The sequence below is a fragment of the Myxococcota bacterium genome, from assembly GCA_039030075.1.
GTDB lineage: Bacteria > Myxococcota_A > UBA9160 > UBA9160 > SMWR01 > JAHEJV01.
In genome coordinates this window covers 24,853-45,800 of sequence record JBCCEW010000006.1, presented here as the reverse complement: position 1 = coordinate 45,800, position 20,948 = coordinate 24,853, and the positions used below count along the sequence as shown (strand labels likewise).

At 69.4% G+C, this 20,948-nt stretch carries 20 protein-coding genes; 15 read left to right on the top strand and 5 right to left on the bottom strand.

The genetic code is table 11. The features are described from left to right. Window positions 1–122: 122 nt before the first annotated feature. Complete coding sequence (locus AAF430_08240) at window positions 123–839, bottom strand: PEP-CTERM sorting domain-containing protein (GenBank protein ID MEM7410206.1); 717 nt, start codon at window positions 837–839, stop codon at window positions 123–125. A 359-nt stretch (window positions 840–1,198) separates the two neighbouring features. Here AAF430_08240 and AAF430_08235 point away from each other — a divergent pair, with 359 nt between their 5' ends. Next, window positions 1,199–1,729, top strand: a complete 531-nt coding sequence (locus AAF430_08235; GenBank protein MEM7410205.1) for a MarR family transcriptional regulator — start codon at window positions 1,199–1,201, stop codon at window positions 1,727–1,729. Further along, window positions 1,722–2,708: a fatty acid desaturase gene (locus AAF430_08230; protein ID MEM7410204.1), complete on the top strand. Its 987-nt coding sequence runs from the start codon at window positions 1,722–1,724 to the stop codon at window positions 2,706–2,708. The genes AAF430_08235 and AAF430_08230 overlap by 8 nt, the downstream gene beginning before the upstream one ends. On the opposite strand, the gene moaA is transcribed toward AAF430_08230, so the two are convergent. Continuing rightward, window positions 2,705–3,778 carry a GTP 3',8-cyclase MoaA gene (gene moaA, locus AAF430_08225; protein MEM7410203.1) on the bottom strand — a complete coding sequence of 358 codons (1,074 nt, stop codon included), beginning with the start codon at window positions 3,776–3,778 and terminating at the stop codon, window positions 2,705–2,707. The two genes, AAF430_08230 and moaA, sit on opposite strands and share 4 nt — an antisense overlap. Before the next feature lie 86 nt (window positions 3,779–3,864). Here moaA and AAF430_08220 point away from each other — a divergent pair, with 86 nt between their 5' ends. The 5 genes from AAF430_08220 to AAF430_08200 all read left to right on the top strand — a co-directional run bounded on the left by AAF430_08220 (window position 3,865) and on the right by AAF430_08200 (window position 6,912). Beyond that, window positions 3,865–4,365, top strand: a complete 501-nt coding sequence (locus tag AAF430_08220) for an Rrf2 family transcriptional regulator (GenBank protein ID MEM7410202.1) — start codon at window positions 3,865–3,867, stop codon at window positions 4,363–4,365. Continuing rightward, entirely contained in the window at window positions 4,362–4,682 is a 321-nt protein-coding gene (gene grxD, locus AAF430_08215; GenBank protein MEM7410201.1) for a Grx4 family monothiol glutaredoxin, read from the top strand. The genes AAF430_08220 and grxD overlap by 4 nt, the downstream gene beginning before the upstream one ends. 137 nt (window positions 4,683–4,819) lie before the next feature. Continuing rightward, window positions 4,820–5,416, top strand: coding sequence for a LemA family protein (locus tag AAF430_08210; GenBank protein ID MEM7410200.1), 597 nt, complete (start codon window positions 4,820–4,822; stop codon window positions 5,414–5,416). A 71-nt stretch (window positions 5,417–5,487) separates the two neighbouring features. Then, window positions 5,488–6,270: a TPM domain-containing protein gene (locus tag AAF430_08205; GenBank protein MEM7410199.1), complete on the top strand. Its 783-nt coding sequence runs from the start codon at window positions 5,488–5,490 to the stop codon at window positions 6,268–6,270. A gap of 3 nt (window positions 6,271–6,273) precedes the next feature. Next, complete coding sequence (locus tag AAF430_08200; GenBank protein ID MEM7410198.1) at window positions 6,274–6,912, top strand: hypothetical protein; 639 nt, start codon at window positions 6,274–6,276, stop codon at window positions 6,910–6,912. A 22-nt stretch (window positions 6,913–6,934) separates the two neighbouring features. Here AAF430_08200 and AAF430_08195 read toward each other — a convergent pair whose 3' ends face one another. Then, a complete protein-coding gene (locus AAF430_08195; protein ID MEM7410197.1) occupies window positions 6,935–7,807 on the bottom strand; it encodes a patatin-like phospholipase family protein in 873 nt (290 codons plus the stop codon). A 266-nt stretch (window positions 7,808–8,073) separates the two neighbouring features. Between AAF430_08195 and AAF430_08190 the strand changes: the two genes are divergently transcribed. The 8 genes from AAF430_08190 to AAF430_08155 all read left to right on the top strand — a co-directional run bounded on the left by AAF430_08190 (window position 8,074) and on the right by AAF430_08155 (window position 18,736). Further along, complete coding sequence (locus tag AAF430_08190; GenBank protein ID MEM7410196.1) at window positions 8,074–9,108, top strand: PilZ domain-containing protein; 1,035 nt, start codon at window positions 8,074–8,076, stop codon at window positions 9,106–9,108. 311 nt (window positions 9,109–9,419) lie between these two features. Beyond that, window positions 9,420–10,316: an alpha/beta hydrolase gene (locus AAF430_08185; protein MEM7410195.1), complete on the top strand. Its 897-nt coding sequence runs from the start codon at window positions 9,420–9,422 to the stop codon at window positions 10,314–10,316. Window positions 10,317–10,390: 74 nt separating this feature from the next. Next, a complete protein-coding gene (gene lipA, locus AAF430_08180) occupies window positions 10,391–11,311 on the top strand; it encodes a lipoyl synthase (protein ID MEM7410194.1) in 921 nt (306 codons plus the stop codon). Between the two features lie 13 nt (window positions 11,312–11,324). Further along, complete coding sequence (gene aceE / locus AAF430_08175; protein MEM7410193.1) at window positions 11,325–13,985, top strand: pyruvate dehydrogenase (acetyl-transferring), homodimeric type; 2,661 nt, start codon at window positions 11,325–11,327, stop codon at window positions 13,983–13,985. 2 nt (window positions 13,986–13,987) lie between these two features. Next, complete coding sequence (locus AAF430_08170) at window positions 13,988–15,370, top strand: dihydrolipoyllysine-residue acetyltransferase (GenBank protein ID MEM7410192.1); 1,383 nt, start codon at window positions 13,988–13,990, stop codon at window positions 15,368–15,370. Between the two features lie 8 nt (window positions 15,371–15,378). After that, window positions 15,379–17,109: a dihydrolipoyl dehydrogenase gene (lpdA, locus tag AAF430_08165; protein ID MEM7410191.1), complete on the top strand. Its 1,731-nt coding sequence runs from the start codon at window positions 15,379–15,381 to the stop codon at window positions 17,107–17,109. A gap of 55 nt (window positions 17,110–17,164) precedes the next feature. Next, window positions 17,165–17,815, top strand: coding sequence for a PAS domain-containing protein (locus tag AAF430_08160; GenBank protein MEM7410190.1), 651 nt, complete (start codon window positions 17,165–17,167; stop codon window positions 17,813–17,815). 39 nt (window positions 17,816–17,854) lie between these two features. Beyond that, window positions 17,855–18,736, top strand: coding sequence for a haloalkane dehalogenase (locus AAF430_08155; protein ID MEM7410189.1), 882 nt, complete (start codon window positions 17,855–17,857; stop codon window positions 18,734–18,736). A gap of 9 nt (window positions 18,737–18,745) precedes the next feature. On the opposite strand, the gene AAF430_08150 is transcribed toward AAF430_08155, so the two are convergent. Together AAF430_08150 and AAF430_08145 are read right to left on the bottom strand one after the other, a co-directional pair. Beyond that, the gene (locus AAF430_08150; GenBank protein MEM7410188.1) at window positions 18,746–19,930 is read right to left on the bottom strand and encodes a HupE/UreJ family protein; all 1,185 of its coding nucleotides are present in this window, start codon (window positions 19,928–19,930) and stop codon (window positions 18,746–18,748) included. A gap of 28 nt (window positions 19,931–19,958) precedes the next feature. After that, a complete protein-coding gene (locus AAF430_08145; GenBank protein ID MEM7410187.1) occupies window positions 19,959–20,867 on the bottom strand; it encodes a peptidylprolyl isomerase in 909 nt (302 codons plus the stop codon). Window positions 20,868–20,948 lie beyond the last annotated feature (81 nt).

Below are 20,948 nucleotides of genomic sequence, written 5' to 3'. Positions count from 1 at the left end.
GGCCCGGGCCGTCAGTCTACCGGCTCGGTGCGCGCGACTGCGGTGAGAAGACGCCCCGAAGAGAAACGCCCCGGTCCAGGGGAGCCGGGGCGTTTCGATCGAAGCGAGAGCAGCTTGGCGCGTTAGGAGCGGCGGCGCAGCGCGAGAGTCCCGAGGCCCAGCCCCACCAGGAGCACAGTGCTGGGCTCGGGCACGAAGACCAGGTTGTCGAGGGCGGCCGAGCCGGCGAAGAACACGTCGAGCTGGACGACACCGGTATCGTCGAAGCCGGCATCCTGGGACGCGGTGGCCAGCGGATTCCCGGGACCCACACCCACCTGAGCGGCGAGCGTCGTGAGGTCGAGGGTCTGGATGCCGATCGCGCCCTGGGCGATGTCGCCGGTCCAATCGAAGGGCACGTCGTAGATGCGGCTGTTGCCTCCCCCGTCGGTGAGGGTGACGGTGGCCGGGCCGTTGCCGTTGATGTCGATCAGGTCGAGCGAGAAGAGCTGCGCCGCCTGGGAGAAGACGAAGCTGATCGTGCCGCCGTTCGCGTCGTCGTCCGGCACGTCGAAGATGCCGGAGGTGGTCTGGGTCGGCTCGTTGTCGTCCTGCAGGATCAGCGCGAGGCCCGAGTTCACGAGCAGGTCGGTGTCCTCGCCACCGGCGTTCGGGCCGGGGTCGCTCGTGTCGAAGGCCGCGACGCCCTGGTTCGAGCCCGAGCCCGAGATCGTGACGGTGCCGTCGGGGGTGACGACGACGTAGGGCCCAGCTTCGCCGTTCAGCAGGAACTCGAAGTCCAGGGTCGTGGCCGCGGAGGCCGCGCCGGGAGCCAGCAGACACGCGGCGACCAGGCCCACCAGGCCAGTCGTGACAGATCCGCGTGTCGAAACAGAAGAGCGTCGGCACAGTGCCGGAGGGAACGCCATGGTCTCGATCTCCTTCCCGAGGAGGGCCCAATGAACGGGGAGGACAAGAGCAAGTTCCGTACCAGGTGACGCGATCTCGTGTCGCCCGGATGGGGGATCCGCAAGCAGCCGAAAAGTCAGGGATTTCGCGGCTCTGCAAGTTCGCCTGCACGCGCTCTGCCGGCCCGGGACAGGAACCGGATTGCCATCTCGACGGAACGATAATTCCTAGCGGGCCCGCGGTTTCCCACCGGGGACCCGTTTTGCGGACTAGTCTTGTATTTCAGAAATTTCTGAAATACAGTGACTGCATGTCAGCGACTGCCGAATCTGCGGAAGCCGCGTTCGTCGATGCCTGGGCATCGATGGCGGGGCTGTTCAGTTTCAGCCCATCGACCGCACGGATCAGCGGGCTCCTGATCGGCTCGGGCCACGCCCTCTCGCCAGCGGAGATCTCGGAAAGGCTCGGGCTGAGCCGGGGCAACGTGAGCATGTGCTTGAAGGAGCTGCGCGGTTGGGGAGTCGTGCAGCGGTCGTCGCGCCCAGGCGACCGGTGCGACTACTACGAGAGCCGCGGCGATCTCTTCGAGCAAACCCTCGCGATCGCCCGCGAGCGCAAGCGACGCGAGTTCGATCCCGTCGTGCATCAGGCGCTCGATGCCCTCGCAACGCTCTCCGAGCAGGCCGACGACCCAGAGCGGGCCGCGCGACTGGCGGCGATCGGTGAGTACCTACGCACCGTCGACCGCCTGGGACGGGAGGTTCTCGACAACCCAATGGCCTCGGCCGCCATGATCGCACTCTTGAAGAGCCAGTTCGGAGCGGAAGGAAATGATGCCTAGCGCGACTTCCCACCGTCTAGAACACCCCGCGAGCGCGCTGACGCGCGACGCCCTGCAACCCGTCACGAACGGCGGCGCTGCGGCGTCGGGATCCATCGGTCGCATCGAGTTCGCTCCCGGGAAGTCCCTGTGGCTCTGGCTTCATCTGGTGGCCGCCGGTGTCGTATTGGCTCGAGGTATCGCCATCGGGGACGCCCTGGCGGCCTGCCTGCTCACGCTTCCGACACTTTGTCTGGGGCACTCGGTAGGCCTGCACCGGGGAATCATCCATCGGACCTATCGAACCTCACGATTCTTCCAGCGATTCCTGGTGTCCCTGTTCCTGCTAACGGGTCTGGGCGGCCCCCTGTCGTGGATTCGTCTCCACCACGTTCGCGACTACTGGCAGAACCGCAGCGATTGCCCGCGCTACTTCGCGTATCGACACAGCCTGCTGCGTGACTTCCTGTGGAATCTGCACTTCCGCTTCGTACCCGCGTCCTGGGACCGGTACGAGCTCGATCCGGAAATCGAGTCCGACCCGTTCCTGCGATTCTGCGAACGCACGTGGTGGATCTGGCCGATCCTTGGCTTCGCTCTCGTCGGCGGCACCTGGGGGTGGGAGACGGCCTTGGTGGTGGGTCCCGCTCGTGTCGCGGGCGGCGTGGTGGGCCACTGGTTCATCGGTTTCTGGACCCACAAGCACGGCCGATCGCGCTTCGATATCGCCGGCGCGACCGAGGTCGGCACGAACTCACTGTTGCTGGGATGGATCTCCTTCGGCGAAGGATTCCACAACAACCACCACGCGCATCCAGACTCCGCGCGCTTCGGCGTGGAACCGAGCGAGTTCGACTTGGGCTGGACGATGCTGCTCGCGCTCGAGCGCCTTGGACTCGTACGAGACCTGCGAGCGTGGTCGCGCGGAAACGCCCCACGCCGTTCGCAGGCGCCAGGCTTCGAACGCGCATTGGCTCCGTTGCGAGCCGTCGAGCGCTAACCGCCGACCTGGTACATCTCGATCTTCGGGCGGGGTCGGGACGCGTCCGCCGGGCCGAGCCCGGCACGCTCCTCCGAGTAGCGATCCCGGCGGGCGTGCCAGACGTCGGCGATCCGCTCGCGCAGTTCGTCGTCGCTGGCGCCGTCGCGGAGCGGGCCGCGCAGATCGACGCCCCCCGCAGCGAAGAGGCAGGTGACCAGGCGGCCCTCGATGGTGAGTCGCGCGCGAGTGCAGTCGCCGCAGAAGGGCTGGGACACCGATGCGATCACGCCGATCTCTCCGCCGCCGTCGCGGTAGCGCCAGCGCCGGGCCACCTCACCGGCATAGTTGGCGTCCTGGGCCTCCAAGGGAAGGGCCGCGTCGATGCGTTCGACGATCTCCTGGGCGGTCACCACCTGGGAGTGGTCCCAGGCGTTGAGCGTGCCCACATCCATGAACTCGATGAAGCGCAGAATGTGGCCGGTGCCGTGGAAGTGGCGGGCGAGCTCGACGATCTGGTGATCGTTCACGCCCTTCTGCACGACGCAGTTGATCTTGATCGGGCGCAGCCCGGCGGCGGCCGCCGCGTCGATGCCCTCGAGAACCCGCGCCGGGCTGAAGTCGCGGCCGCTCATCTTGCGGAAGATCGCCTCGTCGTGGCTGTCGAGGCTCACGGTGATCCGCTGGAGGCCCGCGTCGGCGAGGGGCTGGGCGAGCTTCGGAAGCAGGTAGCCGTTGGTGGTGAGGGTCAGATCCTGAAGCCCCTCGATCGCGCGCAGCGAGGCGATCAGGTCGGGCAGGCCGGTGCGCAGCAGCGGCTCGCCCCCGGTGATGCGGATCTTCTCCGCCCCGAGCTCCACGAAGAGGCGCGCCAGGCGCTCCAGCTCCTCGAAGCGCAGCAGCTGGGGCCGCGGCAGGAATTGATATTTCTCGCCGTAGATCTCCGCAGGCATGCAGTAGGGACAGCGGAAGTTGCAGCGATCCGTCACGGAGATCCGCAGGTCGTGCAGGCGACGGCCCAGGGCGTCTCGGGCCGGCGCACCGGGCGACGCGGACGCGGGGGTTTCGGAGGGCTCGGTGTGGGGAGGCACGGAGAACCAGACGGAGGCCGCGCTCCCATGGGAAAGGAGCCGCGGGGAATGTTGACTCGCGGGTATAGTATCGTAGCCTGAGCCGGGTGCAGCTCCTGGCCAGTGAAGAGTACGGCCTTCGCTGCCTGCTCCAAGTGGCGCGGGCGGGCGGGCCCGACGCGACCCCGGTCTCGATCTCCGCGATCGCCGAAGCCGAGGGGCTCTCGCCGCAGTACACGGCGAAGCTGATGCGCGAGCTGCGGATCGGGAAGCTGGTCGAGAGCGTGCGCGGTGCCGACGGCGGTTACCGTCTGGCGCGACCGGCCCGCGAGATCAGCGTCTGGAACGCGCTCCAGGTCCTCGGGGGCACCTTCTTCTCCGAAGCCTTCTGCGCCTGCCACGGCGGCCAGCAGCCCCAGTGCGTACGAAGCAGCGACTGCTCGCTCCGCGCGCTCTGGCGCACGATCCAGGCGGCCCTGCGCGACACCCTCGAGGGCGTGTCCCTCGCCGACCTTCAACGCGACGAGCGCAGCATGCTGCACTGGCTCGACCCGTCGCGGCTCACCCCACTCACCGCCCTGCCGACTCCGAAGGAGGACCCGCAATGAACGAAGACATGCGCAGCCGCATCGCCGCCCTCGTGCAGGACCACCCGGTCCTGCTCTTCATGAAAGGGCACCGCCACATGCCGCAGTGTGGGTTCTCGGCAACGGTCGTTCAGATCCTCGATCAGCTGCTCCCCGAGTACGAGACGGTGAACGTGCTCGAAGACCCCGAAATCCGCGAAGGCGTGAAGGCGTTCTCGTCGTGGCCGACGATTCCCCAGCTCTATGTGGGCGGTGAGTTCCAGGGCGGCTGCGACATCGTGATCGAGATGTACGAGAGCGGCGAACTCCAGCGCCTGCTCGACAAAGCCGCGGCCTGACCCACGGCGCGAAGCCATCGCGGTCTTTCGCCGCCATCGCGCCCGGATGCAGTGGAACGACCGCGGCGCCCTGGTGCAGACTCCCGGGCTCCGGGCCCGCGCGACTCCGCGCGACTGCCCCCAACCGGGAGACCCTCGTGAATCAGAGCCTTCGCTACGCGCGCGTGGCCTGCCTTCTCGTCGTATTGGCCCTGGCGCCCCAGGGCTGCGGCTACAACCGCATCCAGGGTGCGGACGAAGAGGTGAAGGCCGCCTGGTCGGAAGTCAGCAACCAGTACCAGCGTCGCGCCGACCTGATCCCGAACCTGGTCGCGACAGTGAAGGGCGCCGCCGATTTCGAGCGCGAGACCCTCGAGGCGGTCGTGCGCGCCCGCGCCAGCGCGACGAAGATCGAGGCCGGCCCCGAGCTGCTGGAGAACGCCGAGATGTTCCGGCAGTACCAGGCGGCCCAGGGCGAGCTCTCCCGTTCGCTGGGTCGGCTCCTCGTCACCGTCGAACGCTACCCTGACATCAAGGCGACCGAGGCCTTCCGCGACCTCCAGGCTCAGCTCGAGGGCACCGAGAATCGCATCGCCGTCGCGCGCAAGCGCTACGTCGATCAGGTCGCCGAGTACAACAAGCTCGTGCGCTTCTTCCCGACCAACCTGACGGCGCGCTGGCTGCTCGGCGCCGAGGTCCGCCCGAACTTCGAAGCGGAGCCGGGTGCCGAGACGGCGCCGGAGGTGCAGTTCTGACGCGATGCGGGGTCGGTGGGCTGGCGCTCGGGCTGGTCCTGCTCGCCGCGATCGCGCACGCGCAGCAGCCGATGCCGCGCCTCGAGGCGCGCGTCACCGATCTGGCGGACGTGCTCGCACCCGACGCGGAGGCGCGGCTCGCGTCGCAGCTGGCCGCCCTCGAGCAGGAGACGAGCCATCAGCTGGCCGTGCTCACGGTCCCGTCGCTCGAGGGCGAGCCGATCGAGGAGTTTGCGCTGCGCGTGGCCGAAGGCTGGGGGCTCGGGCGCGCCGGCTTCGACAAAGGCGTGCTGCTCGTCGTCGCGATCGCCGAACGCCGCATCCGCATCGAGGTGGGCTATGGGCTCGAGGGGGCGATCCCGGACGTCACGGCGAAGCGCATCATCTCGGATGGAATCCGCCCGCTGTTTCGCCGCGGCGACATGGCCGGGGGCATCACGGCCGGGGTGAACGCGCTCGACGCCGCGGCGCGCGGCGAAGTCCTCCCCCTGCCCGAGCGCGGCAGGCCCCGCCGCGGCGGCTTGCCCCTCGAAGAGCTCGCCTTCGCCGTGTTCTTCGGCGGGATCTGGGCGCGCATTCTCTCCGGTGGCAAACGCGTCGGGGGTGCGCTGGTGGGTGCGGGGATCGCGGCCGGTATGGCGACTCTCTGGGCCGGCTTCGGATGGTGGGTCGGGGTCGCGGCGGTGCTGGCGTTCCTGTTCGGCATGTGGTGGCCGGGGCACCCGGGTTCGCTGGGTTCGCATGGGCGTGGCGGCGCCTGGGGGGGCGGCTTCGGCGGTGGCGGTTTCGGAGGCGGTGGCTTCAGCGGTGGAGGCGGAGGCTTCGGAGGCGGCGGCGCCTCGGGGGGTTGGTAGGCGATGCGGCCGAGCACCTGGATCGATGCCGATGGACGCGAGCGCCTCGAGGCCACCATCCACGAGGTCGAACGAGCGACCGAAGGAGAGTTGATCGTCGTGGTGGTCCCCGCCTGTGACGCCTACGCCGACGTCGGCTGGCGCGTCGGCGTCACCTTCGCGCTCCTGGCCTATCTCGGGGTCGCGATCGCGTTTCCGCCGCAGCCCTTCTGGCTCTACCTCGGGGTCCAGGGCTTGGCCCTCGCCCTCGGGCACGCGCTGGCGCGGCTCGCACCGCTGCGGCGCCTGCTGCTCCCCGGGCCCTGGGTCGAGCACCGCCTGGCGCAGCGCGCACGTCGTGCGTTCACCGAGCACGGGCTGGCGCGCACCCGCCGACAGACCGGGATCCTGGTCCTCGTCTCGCTCCTCGAACGCCGGGTGATCGTGCTGGGCGATGCGGGGATCAACGCGGTGCTGGATCCGGACGAGAGCTGGCAGCAGGTCGTCGACCTGGCGGTGAAGGGATTGCACGCCGGGCAACCGGTCGACGGTCTCGACACCGCCCTGCGACGCTGCGGCGAGATCCTCGCGCGACACTTCCCGGCCCCGACCCCGCGCGAGGATCAGCTGCCGAACGCGGTGATTCTCGAGGACGAGCTCTAGCGCCGGGACGCGCGGGCCCGCGTCAGTGGATGTGGGGCATCAGCTGCATGGGGAAGGGATCGCCGGTGCGTCCCTCGAGCCCTCCGTCGTCGATCCAGGCCGCGGTCGTGCTCTCGCCCGCATCCATCAGCTCTTCCGTACGGCTGAAGTCCGACGACGACACCTTCAACGGGCAAAGAGGCGGCACCACCAGGACCTCGATGTCGCGCTGGAAGCGCTCGACGTCCACCACGAGCTGACGGCACATGATGTGGTTCAGGGAGTTCAACACGACGCCGAGAGGCCCGCGCGGCCGCTTGCCGAGCGCGCAGGCGTAGCCCGCGGGCAGGACCACCACCCGGGTGGCGCCTAGCGTGGCGGCCACCGAGATCGGCGTATTGCTGGCAACACCGCCGTCCACGACCTCGCGGTCACCGACGCGCGCCGGCGGGAACATGCCGGGAATCGCCGCACTGGCGACGAGCGCATCGATCGCGTCTCCCTTCGACACGACCACCTCGGTCCCCGACAGGATGTCGGTGGCCACGGCGTAGACCGGCACCTGGGTGTCCTCGAGGCGCTCGTAGGGAAGATTGCGCTGGAGCATGCGCCGCAGTCCGTCGGGCTTCACGAGGCTGTCTCCCACCGCGCAGATCCCCAGCACGCTGCGCATCGGCGAGAAGGGGAAGATCGTGCCGCGGGTGATTCCACGCCAGATGCGCTCGAGACCAGCGACACCCTCGCCGTCGGGCGACCAGCCGAAGTAGGCCGAGTTGATCGCCCCGACGGAGGCCCCCACCAGCAGGTCCGGCACCACACGATGGGCCGCCAATGCGCGGAGCATGCCGACCTGGATGGCGCCCAGACTGCCACCGCCGGCCATCACGAACGCCAACTTCTCTTCGCCGCCTGCCATCGGCTCGCCTCCACGTTTCGGGCCCGTTGGATGACGCGATCCCCGCGGCGTTGCGCGGCGAACGGTCCGACGCATCCTAAGCCAACGGGTGCGCGGTGCCGACCTGCTCGGCACCGGGCCGGAACTCTGGTGGAAACCCAACAGGGAATCTCCGCGCGCAGTGCTGGAGCTTTCCGCTGCCCCTGGGTCCCATCCGAGGCGCCGCCCCCCGCCGCGCCCGCGGTTCCACGTTCAGCCGCGGGCACAACACGCCGAAGAATCGCGGGGTGCTGGACGCGAATCGACCGGACATTCAGGCCGTGTTCCTCGACCGCGGGGAGCTCGACGATGTGCGCAGTCTGCTGCGCGACCTCGAGATCGAGTTCTGCGCAGCGCGCAACGCCACGGTCGGCGAGCAGGTCGCGCTGCTGATCTCGACGCCCGACCAGGCGCGCGCCCTCGCGGCGGGCGACGCGGAGGCGCCGCCCCATCGCCTGCATCTCTCCGTCTGCCGGGACGCAGCAGACCTGTCGGTTCCCTGCGACCTGACCTTGTCTCGCCCGATCGACCCCGAGGCGTTGCGGCTGCTCGCGCGCCGTCTGGATGCGGACGGCGCCGATCGCCGACTCGCCACCCGGGTCGCGCTCGCGCTGCCGGTGCAGATCGTGGTCGGCGAGGACCGCCGCGACGTCGTGCTGGCCCGCGCTTCGATCGGAGGCTGCGGGCTGATCTCGCCGGCACCGGTGCCCGTGGGCGCGCCCCTGCGGATCGAGGTGCCCGAGGATCTCACCGCGCCGCGCCGCCTCGCGCTGGCCGGCTGCGCGCTCTCCTGCCGCGAGACGACCACGGCGGACGGCGACACCTTCGACATCTCGGTGGCCTTCGAGCCCCTGGAACTGACCGATCGCGTGACTCTCCGGTCGCTGATGGCGGGACACGCGGTCGACTATCGGCCGGAGCGCGGCAAGGCGAAGCGCAACGGCCAGCGGGTCGGACGCGAGCGGCCGCGGGGTCGCTACCGACGCCGGGTGCTCGCGGCCTGCCGCGGCGACGCCGCCGTCCTGCTCGCACGCGATCTTTCGAGTGAGGGCGTGGCGATCGAGCTGCAGGACCACTTCACGCTCGGCGATCGGATTCGGGTCGCGCTGACCGACACCTCACCCGATCCGCCGCTGCTGCTCGAGGCGGTGCTCGAGCGGCGCGAAGAGGACAGCGGCTTCCTCCGCTTCTGCACCCTCGACGACTCGGCCCAGGCGCGCCTGGATGCGCTCCTGCGCGCCGTCGCTGGCGAAGACAGCGACGAAGCGCGCCTCTCGCTCTAGCCGCTCACGCGCGCTGGAGAACCCGGTCGGCGGCGACCCAGGTCGCCTGCGGCTGGCCGGTGCGGTGCGTCTGCGGGGGGCCGCGGCGGCGTGGGGAGGGGGAAGGTTGAGGCGGCGAGGCGCGGGGTACTCGACTTCAGCAGCAGCGCAGCGTCTTCAACAGGGCAACAGCACACATCTACGTGCCCCTCGCCGACCCCTCCCGGGATTTTTCATCGGGCGACCGTCGCTGGGCCTTGACCGCCGAGTGCAGGCACGGAACGGTTTTGTCTGCGTCCCGTCTTGTTTCGCGCCCAGAGGAACGAACGCTCATGACATCCCCGCAAGCGAGGCCCGAGTGGTTCGACCGGGCACTCGCAGAGACGCCGACCGACGGTCACATCACCGTCGAAGGAGCGAAGATCCACACCCTCACGTGGGGAGAAGCGGGCCGCCCCGGTATCGTGTTCGTGCACGGAGGAGCAGCCCACGCACACTGGTGGAGCTTCATCGCTCCGCTGTTCCTGCCCGAGTACCGCGTGGTGGCACTCGACCTCTCGGGACACGGCGACAGCGATCGCCGCGACAGCTATCCGCGCGAGCTCTGGGCGCGCGAAGTGATGGCGGTGATCCAGGCAGCCGACTTCGCCGGCCCCCCGATCGTCATCGGGCACAGCATGGGCGGCTTCGTCACGATCGCCACCGCCGCGGCCTACGGCGATCAGCTGGCAGGGGCCGTCATCCTCGACTCACCAGTCCGCCGGCCGGATCCGGAGGAAGAGGAAGGCACCCACGGTCGTTCGTTTCGAAACCCGAAGACCTACCCGAGCATCGAGGCGGCCCTGGAGCGCTTCCGCACCGTCCCCGGCCAGCCGAGCTCCCTGCCCTACGTCATCGACCACATCGCTCGGCACTCGCTGATGCGGGTCGAGGCGGGCTTCACCTGGAAGTTCGACCCCGCCCTGTTCGTGCGGACCACGCGGCGCGCCACCCACGAGATCCTGCCGAAGGTCAGCTGCCGGGTGGCCCTGTTCCGCGCGCAGCACGGGCTCGTCACCCCGGACATTGGGGAATACATGTACGAGCTGCTGGGCAGAAACGCGCCCGTCATCGAGATCCCGGAGGCGTACCACCACATCATGCTGGATCAACCGCTTTCGCTCGTGACGGGCCTGAGGACGCTCCTCGCCGATTGGGAGCACTCCCTCCCCCGACGTCGGCGGTCCTGAGGCGCCCGCCCGGACGCGCCGGTCGCAGCTCACCTGCTTGCGGGATCCGTCGATACGGTAGTTTGGAGTAAGGCATGGATTCCGAACCCACCCGCCTCGCCAAGACCGACGTCCCGCCGGCGAAGCCGCCCTGGCTGCGGATCCGGCTGCACGAGTCGGCCGAGTTCCAGGACACCCGCGCGCTGATGCGGCGGCTGAAGCTCGGGACCGTCTGCGAGGAGGCCGCCTGCCCGAACATCCACGAGTGCTGGTCGCAGAAGCACGCCACCGTCATGGTGCTCGGTACGGTCTGCACCCGCGCCTGTGCGTTCTGCAACGTCGCCACGGGGCGCCCGGACCGGGTCGATGCCGAAGAGCCCGCTCGGCTGGCCGAGGCGGTGGCCGAACTCGGCCTGCGCCACGTCGTCATCACCTCGGTCGATCGAGACGACCTCGAGGACGGCGGCGCCGAGCACTTCGTCCGCTGTATCGAAGAGATCCGGCGCGCCACGCCCGCTACGACCATCGAGATCCTCACGCCGGATTTCCGCCACAAGGAAGGCGCCATCGAGCGCGTGGCTCGCGCGTGCCCGGACGTGTACAACCACAACGTCGAAACCGTGCCGCGGCTCTACCGGCGGATCCGCCCGGGAGCCAACTTCGAGCACTCGGTGGAGCTCCTGGCCCGCGCGAAGCGCTGTGAGCCGCGGCTGTTCACGAAGTCCGGGCTGATGGTGGGGTTGGGTGAAGAGCCCGATGAGGTGCTCGCCGTGATGGACGCGCTGCGCGCGGCCGACGTCGACTTCCTGACGATCGGCCAGTACTTGCGCCCGACGCCGAAGCACGCAGCGGTCGAGCGCTACGTCACCCCCGAGGAATTCGAGCAATACCGTGACCAAGCCGCGCAGCGCGGCTTCCAACTGGTGTCCGCCTCGCCGCTGACCCGGTCCTCCTACCACGCAGACCGCGACTTCCAGCGGCTGCGCGCTGCGCGAGACGAAGCCCAACCCCGCTAGCCCGGAGGATCGCGTGTCCGATCGTCCCGTCGACGTCGACCCCCAGGAAACCCAAGAGTGGCTCGACGCGCTGGAGTCGACCCTGCAGCGCGAGGGGCCGCTGCGCGCGCACTACCTGATCGAGCGGCTGATCGACAAGGCGCGCCGCTCCGGGGCGCACCTCCCGTACAAGGCGACCACGGCCTACCTGAATACGATCCACGCCGCGGACGAGCCGGCGCCGCCTGGCGAGTCCGGGCTCGAGCACCGGATCCGCTCGATCATCCGCTGGAACGCCCTGGCGCTGGTGGTCCAGACCAACCGCGAGAGCTCGGAGCTCGGCGGCCATATCGCGAGCTTCGCGAGCGCCGCCACGCTCTACGACGTGGGCTTCAACCACTTCTTCCACGCGCCGAGCGAGGACTTCGGCGGCGACCTCCTCTACATCCAGGGACACTGCTCGCCCGGCATCTACGCGCGGGCGTTCCTGGAGGGACGCATCGGTGAAGCCGAGATGCATCGCTTCCGCCGCGAGGTCGGTGAGCGGGGCCTGTCGAGCTACCCCCACCCGTGGCTGATGCCTCACTTCTGGCAGTTTCCCACCGTCTCGATGGGGCTCGGCCCGATCATGGCGATCTACCAGGCGCGGCTGATGAAGTACCTCGCGCACCGCGGCCTGATCGACGCCACCGAGCGCAAGGTCTGGGCGTTCATGGGCGACGGGGAAATGGACGAACCCGAATCGCTCGGCGCCATCGGTCTCGCCGCCCGCGAGAACCTCGACAACCTGGTCTTCGTCGTGAACTGCAACCTGCAGCGCCTCGACGGCCCGGTGCGCGGAAACGGCAAGATCATCCAGGAGCTCGAAGGCACCTTCCGCGGCGCCGGCTGGAACGTGATCAAGGTGATCTGGGGCGACCGCTGGGACCCCCTGCTCGCGAAGGACAAGAACGGCCTGCTCCTCCAGCGGATGGAGGAGGCGGTCGACGGCGACTACCAGAACTACAAGGTGCGCGGTGGCGCCTACACCCGCGAGCACTTCTTCGGGAAGTACCCCGAGCTCGCCGAACTCGTCGCCAACATGACCGACGACGACATCTGGCAGCTGAACCGCGGCGGCCACGACCCCCAGAAGATCTTTGCGGCCTACGCCGCGGCGACCCAGCACACCGGCCAGCCGACCGTGATCCTCGCCAAGACCGTGAAGGGCTATGGCATGGGCGAGGCCGGCGAAGGCCAGAACATCACCCACCAGCAGAAGAAGATGGGTGAGGACGCGCTGCGGGTGTTCCGGGATCGCTACCGCATCCCGATCCCGGACGACCAGATCGCCGAAGCGCCCTTCTACAAGCCGGCCGAGGACAGCCCGGAGCTCCGCTACATGCACGAGCGCCGACAGGCGCTCGGTGGCTATCTGCCCGCGCGGTCGAGCGAGACGCCCACGCTGGAAGCGCCTCCCCTCGAGACCTTCGAGAACGTGCTCAAGGGGTCGGGGAAGCGCGAGATCTCCACGACGATGGCCTTCGTGCGCATCCTCACCGCGCTCGCCCGGCACCCGGAGCTGGGAAAGCGCGTCGTGCCGATCGTTCCCGACGAGGCGCGCACCTTCGGTATGGAAGGCCTCTTTCGGCAGCTCGGGATCTACGCGTCGGAAGGCCAGCTCTACGAGCCCGTCGATCACGAGCAGGTCATGTACTACCGCGAGGATCAAGAGGGACAGATCCTGCAGGAAGGCATCAACGAGGCCGGCGCGATGTCTTCGTTCATCGCGGCCGGTACGGCCTACGCCAACCACGCCGTCCAGCTGATCCCCTTCTACATCTTCTACTCGATGTTCGGGTTCCAGCGCATCGGCGATCTGGCCTGGGCCGCCGGCGACTCGCGCACCCGGGGCTTCCTGCTCGGAGGCACGTCCGGACGCACCACCTTGGCCGGCGAAGGCTTGCAGCACCAGGACGGCCACAGCCATTTGATGGCCGCCACCATCCCGAACTGCGTGGCCTACGACCCGACCTACGCCTACGAGCTCGCCACCATCATCCAGGACGGGCTGCGGCGCATGCTCAGCGAGCAGGAAGACGTCTTCTACTACATCACGGTGCTGAACGAGAACTACCACCAACCGCCGATGCCCGAGGGTGTCCGCGAAGGCATCGTGCGCGGGATGTACCTGCTCGAGGAGGGCGAGGCGAAGGGCCAGGCGCGGGTGCAGCTGCTCGGGAGCGGCGCAATCCTGCGCGAGGTGCGTGCCGCGGCCGAGCTGCTCCAGAACGATTGGGACATCGACGCCGACGTGTGGAGCGTCACGAGCTTCAACGAGCTGCGACGCGACGGACTCGAGAGCGAGCGCTGGAACACGATGCACCCGCTCGACACGCCGAAGACGTCGCACGTGCAGTCCTGCCTCGCCGATCGCCGCGGGCCGGTCGTCGCGGCAACCGACTACATCCAGTCCTACGCCGATCAGGTCCGACCCTTCGTGCCCGGGCGCTATGCGGTCCTCGGCACCGACGGCTACGGCCGCTCGGACACCCGCGAGCGCCTCCGCCACCACTTCGAGGTGGACCGCTACTACGTCACCGTCGCCGCGCTCAAGGCGCTGAAGGACGACGGAGAGATCCAGCCGAGCGTCGTCGCCCAGGCGATCGAGAAGTACGGCATCGATCCCGAGAAGCCGTCACCGGCGAGGAGCTGAGCATGGGCGAAAAGCGCGAAGTGCTGCTCCCCGACATCGGTGACTTCGAGGACGTCGAAGTCTCCGAGGTGCTGGTGTCCGCCGGGAGCACGGTCGCCGTCGAGGACTCGCTGATCGTCCTCGAGAGCGACAAGGCGAGCATGGAGATCCCCTCGCCCTTCGCGGGCACGGTGCTCGAGATCAAGGTCGGCGTGGGCGACATGGTGAGCCAGGGCGCTCTGATCGCGGTGCTCGAAGTGAGCGACGCCGCCGCGGCGACCGAGCCCGAAACCGCGGAGACGGCGCCCGCTCCGCCCGTCGAAACGCCTGTACCCACGACGGATCGGCCGGCACCCGCCGCGCCACCCGAACCCCAGCCGATCGCGCCCCCAGCGCCGCGGACCGCCCCTTCGGTGCCCACCACGGCCCCGGCCGAAGGCGCCGGAGCCGAGGTCGCCTCGGCGCCGCCGCTCACCCCGGCCCCCGACGCCGCCCCGCCCCACGCAAGCCCGTCGGTGCGGCGCCTGGCCCGAGAACTGGGCGCCGACCTCGCCCTGGTCCCCGCCACGGGCTCGAAGGGCCGCATCCTCAAAGAGGACGTGCAGCGCTACGTGAAGAGCATGATCGAGAAGGGAACGGCTGCGGGCGTTCCGATCTCGGGCGTGTCGGTCGCTGCACCGCCACAGATCGACTACGCGAAGTTCGGGCCGACGGAGATCCAGCCGCTCAACCGGATCCGCAAACTCTCCGCCGCGAACCTCCACCGAAGCTGGGTCACGGTTCCCCACGTCACCCAGTTCGACGAGGCCGACATCACCGAGCTGGATCGCTTCCGCAAGGAGATGAAGCCCGAAGCCGAGGCGCGTGGCACGAAGCTCACCTTCCTGCCCTTCGTGCTCAAGGCCTGCGCCTACGCCCTGAAGGAGCACCCGCACTTCAACGCTTCCCTCGACCATACCGGCGAGAACCTGATCACGAAGCAGTACTACAACGTGGGCGTGGCGGTCGATACGCCCGCCGGCCTCGTCGTCCCCGTGGTGCGCGACGCCGACCACAAGGGCCTGTACGAGATCGCGAGCGAGCTGATGGAGATCTCGGAGAAAGCGCGCACCCGAAAGCTCCGCCCGACGGACCTCCAGGGAGCCAGCTTCAGCATCTCGAGCCTCGGCGGCATCGGCGGCACCTTCTTCACCCCGATCGTGAACCATCCAGAAGTCGCCATTCTCGGCGTCGGGAAGATGGACTGGCGTCCGACCTGGGACGCGGGGACGAAGACCTTCGAACCGCGGCTGATCCTGCCCCTGTCGCTCTCCTACGATCATCGCGTCATCGACGGAGCGGATGCCGCGCGGTTCACCACCCGGCTCGCCGCGCTGCTCTCGGACCTGCGGCGCCTGATCCTATAGGAAGACGCGTGGCCACCAAGACGATCGCGGTACCGGACATCGGTGATTTCGAAGACGTCGAGGTCATCGAGGTCCTCGTCACACCGGGTCAGCGCATCGCGCGGGAAGATCCGCTGGTGACGCTCGAGAGCGACAAGGCCTCGATGGACGTGCCGTCGCCCGAAGCGGGCGTCGTGCGCGAGGTGCTCGTCGCCGTCGAGTCGCGCGTGCGCCAGGGCACGCCGCTCGTGGTGGTCGAGGTCGAGGCGTCGGCCGGGACGGCCGCACCGGAGGCGAAGCCGACGACGACGAGCGCTCCCCCGGCATCAGTGGCAGAGCCCGTGCCGAGTGCAGGCGACGCCGACGTCCGGGCCGAGGTCCTGGTCATCGGCTCGGGACCCGGGGGCTACACCGCGGCGTTTCGCGCGGCGGACCTCGGGAAGCAGGTCATCCTCGTCGAGCGCGACGAGACGCTGGGCGGCGTGTGCCTCAACGTCGGGTGCATCCCTTCGAAGGCTCTCCTCCACGTCGCCGAGGTGATCGGCGAGGCGCGCGCGCTCGCGAAGCACGGCGTCGACTTCGGCGAACCGACGCTCGATTTCGAGAAGCTGCGCGCCCACAAGGACGGAGTGGTGGGACGCCTGACCGGGGGCCTCGTCCAGCTCGCGAAACAGCGCAAGGTAGGGGTCGTGCGCGGGGTGGCACGTCTGGTGGACGCGCACGCTGCGGTCGTCGAGACCTCCGAAGGCCCCCAACGAATCGCTTTCGATCACGTGATTCTCGCCGCCGGGTCCGAGCCCGTCGCCTTGCCTGGACTGCCCGACGATCCGCGCATCGTCGACTCCACCGGCGCGCTCGAGATCGACCCCGAGGTGAAGAGCCTGCTCGTGGTCGGCGGCGGCATCATCGGCCTCGAGATGGCGACGGTGTATGCGGCACTCGGCTGCGCCGTCACCGTGGTGGAGATGCTCCCCCAGCTCATGACCGGCGCCGATCCCGACCTCGTGCGACCGCTGCTGCGTCGGATCCAGAAACAGTTCGCCGCCATCCATCTCGAGACCCGCGTCACCGACGTGTGGGCCGAGGATGACGGCATTCACGTCCGCTTCGAAGGCGCGAAGGCGCCCGACGAGGCGAGCTTCGACCGCGTGCTCGTCGCCGTCGGGCGGCGTCCGAACGGGACCACGCTGGGCCTCGATGCCGCCGGGGTCCGCGTGGACGAACGCGGCTTCGTCCCGGTCGATGCCGAGCAACGCACCGGCGTGCCCCACATCTTCGCGATCGGGGATCTCACGCCCGGCCCGATGCTCGCGCACAAGGCGACCCATGAAGGCAAGACAGCCGCAGAAGTGATCGCCGGCGAGCCCGCCGCCTTCGACGGCGACCGGATACCGTCGGTGGCGTACACCGACCCCGAGGTCGCCTGGGTCGGGCTGACCGAGACGGCCGCGAAGGAGCAAGGGATCGAGGTGGAGATCGCCCATTTCCCGTGGGCGGCCAGCGGCCGTGCCCTGTCGGTGGCCCGTAACGAAGGCCTGACGAAGCTCATCCTCGAGCCGAAGACGCGACGCCTCCTCGGGGGCGGCATCGTCGGTCCGAACGCCGGCGAACTGATCGGCGAGATCGTGCTCGCGCTGGAAATGGGCGCCGATGCAGAGGATGTCGCGCTGACGATCCACCCCCACCCCACTCTGTCGGAGACCGTCGGGCTGACAGCCGAGGTCGCCACGGGTAGCGTGACCGACATCCTGAAGCGCTGACCCTGCCACGCGCGGGGTCTTGGCGACCACTCTCTTCGTGGGGGGCGAGGTGGCGGTGGAACGGTCCCGGGACGAGCTCTTGGCGGAGATCGCGGCCCTGCGCGCGCGGGTGGCCGAGCTCGAACGCCCGGAAGCCGGGCCGAGTTCCCAGCGGGTGCGCGAACTCCTCGAGCAGATCCCCGCCTTCGTGTGGACCATCGACCTCGAAGCGCGCCTGACCTGGTGGCGCGGCGGCGCCCTGCAGAACCTGCCCCTCGACGAGGTCGAGACCCTGGGCAAGACCGCCACCGACGTGTTCGGCGACCATCCGGAACACCCGGTCATCCAAGCCCACCGGGCCGCCCTCGAAGGCGAGCCCTGCCGCTTCGAAGTCGAGATCGGCGATCGCGTCGTGCGCGCCCACATCGAGCCGCTGCGCACTTCGGGCGAGATCATCCAGGGCGCCATCGGCGTCGCCTTCGACATCACCGAGCGCGTCCGCGCCGAGCGCGATCGGGAAGCCTTGATCGTCGATCTCCAGGCCGCGCTCGACCGCGCGAAGGCGCTCGGTGGACTCGTGCCCATCTGTACACACTGCAAGAGCATGCGCGAGCCTCGGGGACGCTGGCTGCCCGCGGACACCTATCTTCAGCAGCACTTCGATGCCGACCTGAGCCACGGCATCTGCCCGGCGTGCATGTCCCAGGTGATGCCGGTTCGCCGCTAGCCCAGCGGCGGGGTGCCCTGCCAAGCTACCCTGCGCGGCATGATTTCCCCCGACGAACGCTACGAGAAGAAGCGCATCGAAGTCCTCGGTCAGGAGATGGCCTACGTCGAGGTGGGCAGCGGCGACCCGATCGTCTTCCAACACGGGAACCCCACCTCTTCGTACCTCTGGCGCAACATCATTCCCCATCTCGAAGGTCACGGGCGCTGCATCGCGCCGGATCTCGTCGGGATGGGCGACTCGGCGAAGCTCCCGGACTCCGGCCCGGAGCGGTACACGTTCACGGAGCACGCGCGCTACTTCGAGGCCCTGCTCGAAGCGCTCGACGTGCGCGAGCGCGTCACGTTCGTAATCCACGACTGGGGTTCGGCGCTCGGCTTCGACTGGGCGCGGCGCCACCCCGACGCCGTCCGGGGTATCGCGTACATGGAAGCGATCGTGTGCCCGATGTCCTGGGAACATTGGCCGGAAGGAGCAAAAGGTGTCTTCCAGGGCTTCCGCTCGCCGGCGGGCGAGCAGATGATCCTCGAGAAGAACGTCTTCGTGGAGAACGTGCTGCCGGGTTCCGTACTGCGTGGTCTCACCGACGCGGAGATGGACGTCTACCGACGACCCTTCGCGAACCCGGGAGAGGACCGTCGCCCCACGCTCACCTGGCCGCGACAGCTCCCGATCGATGGCGAACCAGCCGACATCGTCGCGCTCTCGACGCAGTATGCCGACTGGCTCGGACAGAGTCCGGTGCCGAAGCTATTCATCAACGCGGAGCCGGGCGCGATCCTGACGGGTCCCCAACGCGAACGCTGTCGCAGCTGGCCGAACCAGACCGAAGTCACCGTCGCCGGCTCCCACTTCGTCCAAGAGGATTCGCCCGACGAGATCGGCGCCGCGGTGGCCGAGTGGCTGGGGAAGATCGACTGACGCGCGGGATCAACCCAGCGTTCGGGTGATGAACCAGAACAGGCCGAGCCCGCAGACGGCGGCCGATCCGACCTCGGCGACGCGCGGGGCCCAACGCTCGGGACTCCAGCGCGAGAGGCCCAGCAGCAGGGGCCAGGCGAGCGCCACGACGGCAAGCTGACCGAGCTCGACGCCGACGTTGAAGCCGAAGAGCGCCGGGACCAGCCGGTTCGCCGGCAGGGCCATCTCGGCCAGGACTCCCGCAAAACCGAAGCCGTGGACGAGACCGAAGGCGAAGGCGACGGCCGCGCGCAGCCGTCCTGGCGCTGCGACGCGATCGAGGAGCGCGAAGTGGCAACCGGTGAAGAGGGCGAGCCCGAAGAGTACGACCGGGCCCACGTTTCCGACACCGAAGAGCGACGCCACGCCCAGCGCGATCATCCCGGCCAGGCTCAACCACGGCACGCTGCGACCCCGGCCCCCGAGCAACCAGGCGTTCTCGGCGGCGACGAGCGCGATCGAGTAGCCGATCAACGCCTCGACGGCGTGGCCGTCGGGCCGCACCCAACCCAACACGGCCAGCCCGAGCGTGACGCTGTGGGCGAGGGTGAAGGACGTGACGAGCGCGGCCACTTCCCGCACACGCCGCGCGAGCAGCAACAACGCCAGGACGAAGGCCAGGTGATCCCAGCCGGTGACGATGTGCTCCACGCCGAGCACTACGTACTCGAGCAGGGTCGTGCCCGCGGCAGCAGGTTCGCCGCCGGCCGATTCGAAGGTCCAGCGGGAGTCCGCCTCGGTCAGGACGCGCTCGCGCGCGGCATCGTCGGGCGCGGCGACCCGCGCGAAGTGCATGTGGGACGGAGCCACCTCGAGGAGCGCCCGGCTCTCGACGGCCCCCGGGCCTGCGCCGTCGCAGCGCACGCGCCAGAAGAAGTGAGCCCAGCCCTTCGGTGCCGTCTCGGCGATGGGCGGCTCGACGGGAACACAGCGGAGCTCCCCGCGGTAGAAGGAGACGTGTTCGGCGAGGTAGAGCGCAGCCCGACCGCCGGAACGCGTGTCGAAGTGGGGATCGAAGGCCAGCCGGGAGAGTTCGAGGAGCGGGATGCGCAGTCGCACCTCGGCGGTGTCGCCGCGCACCAGCCAGCTTGCGTAGGAGACGCTGCGCGTGTGGGCCGCGGCCTCGCCCACGCCACAGAGTACGAGCGCCAGCACGGCGAACACTCGCAGGCTGCGGCCTCGATCAGGAATCGGCGGCACGAATCCGCACGTCGGCGCGAGAGCGCAGGTCTTCGAGATAGCGTCGCAATGCCTCGTCACCGGAGCGTCGACGCAGCTCCGCGCGCACGTCGTCGCCGATCTCGGAGAGCGGAGGCACGAAGCCCGGAGCACGATCCACCACCTGCAACACGTGGTAGCCGCTCGCGCCGCGCACGGGATCGCTCGTCGCTCCCAGCTCGAGGGCCTCGGCGGTCCGCGTCGCGGTGGGTCCCAGGTACTCGCGCAGCTTCGTCGTTGGAAGCAGGTCGGCGGGAACCGGCGCCACCGGCGGATCGCCGAGTTCTTCGGCCACGGCCTCGAAGGACTCGCCCGCACGCAGCCGCGCGACCACCTGCTGGGCCCGCTCGGAGGCCTCGGCCTCGCTGCGCAGGGCCGGGCCGCGCACCCACACCTGGCGCACCCAGAGGCGCTGGGTGCGCGCGAAGTACGCCTGGTTGTCGGCGTAGAACGCGGACACCTCGGCCTGCGTGGGCTCGGCGTCGTCGGCCTGGGACACCACCAGCTCGATCACGGCCGCGACGATGTCGCCACGCACCCGGCGGTCGTGACGCACCAGGCCGAGTTCGATCCCCCGCTGCACCAGGAGCTCCTCGTCGAGCAGGCGGTCGAGGACGTGCTGGCGCTCTTCCGGGCCCAATGGCTCCCGGCGGTCCGCGTCCAGGGCGGCCAGCGCCCGGTCGAGTTCCTCGAGCCGGATCACCTCTCCGTTCACCGACGCGGCCGCGTTCCCGGGCAAGCCGGCGCCGACCTCACCCGAGCGCAGGAGCCCGACGGCGGCGGCCAGCAACCCCACGACGGCGCCCACGGCGAGCCAGAGCAAGGCTCGGGGGGATCCATACGCCGACCCCACCTTCGATTCCGGCGCCGTCATCGGCCCTTGGGTAGCGCAGGACGCGCTCCGGGGCGGCCCTCCGCAGGGCACAAGTCCAACCCGCCACCGTCCGATGAGCCC

Excerpts from the sequence above, each read along its gene's own strand:
- AAF430_08235 (MEM7410205.1), top strand. The coding sequence starts at position 1,199 with ATGTCAGCGACTGCCGAATCTGCGGAAGCCGCGTTCGTCGATGCCTGG.
- AAF430_08230 (MEM7410204.1), top strand. The coding sequence starts at position 1,722 with ATGCCTAGCGCGACTTCCCACCGTCTAGAACACCCCGCGAGCGCGCTG.
- grxD (MEM7410201.1), top strand. The coding sequence starts at position 4,362 with ATGAACGAAGACATGCGCAGCCGCATCGCCGCCCTCGTGCAGGACCAC.
- AAF430_08205 (MEM7410199.1), top strand. The coding sequence starts at position 5,488 with ATGCCGCGCCTCGAGGCGCGCGTCACCGATCTGGCGGACGTGCTCGCA.
- AAF430_08200 (MEM7410198.1), top strand. The coding sequence starts at position 6,274 with ATGCGGCCGAGCACCTGGATCGATGCCGATGGACGCGAGCGCCTCGAG.
- AAF430_08195 (MEM7410197.1), bottom strand. The coding sequence starts at position 7,807 with ATGGCAGGCGGCGAAGAGAAGTTGGCGTTCGTGATGGCCGGCGGTGGC.
- AAF430_08185 (MEM7410195.1), top strand. The coding sequence starts at position 9,420 with ATGACATCCCCGCAAGCGAGGCCCGAGTGGTTCGACCGGGCACTCGCA.
- lipA (MEM7410194.1), top strand. The coding sequence starts at position 10,391 with ATGGATTCCGAACCCACCCGCCTCGCCAAGACCGACGTCCCGCCGGCG.
- AAF430_08170 (MEM7410192.1), top strand. The coding sequence starts at position 13,988 with ATGGGCGAAAAGCGCGAAGTGCTGCTCCCCGACATCGGTGACTTCGAG.
- AAF430_08155 (MEM7410189.1), top strand. The coding sequence starts at position 17,855 with ATGATTTCCCCCGACGAACGCTACGAGAAGAAGCGCATCGAAGTCCTC.
- AAF430_08145 (MEM7410187.1), bottom strand. The coding sequence starts at position 20,867 with ATGACGGCGCCGGAATCGAAGGTGGGGTCGGCGTATGGATCCCCCCGA.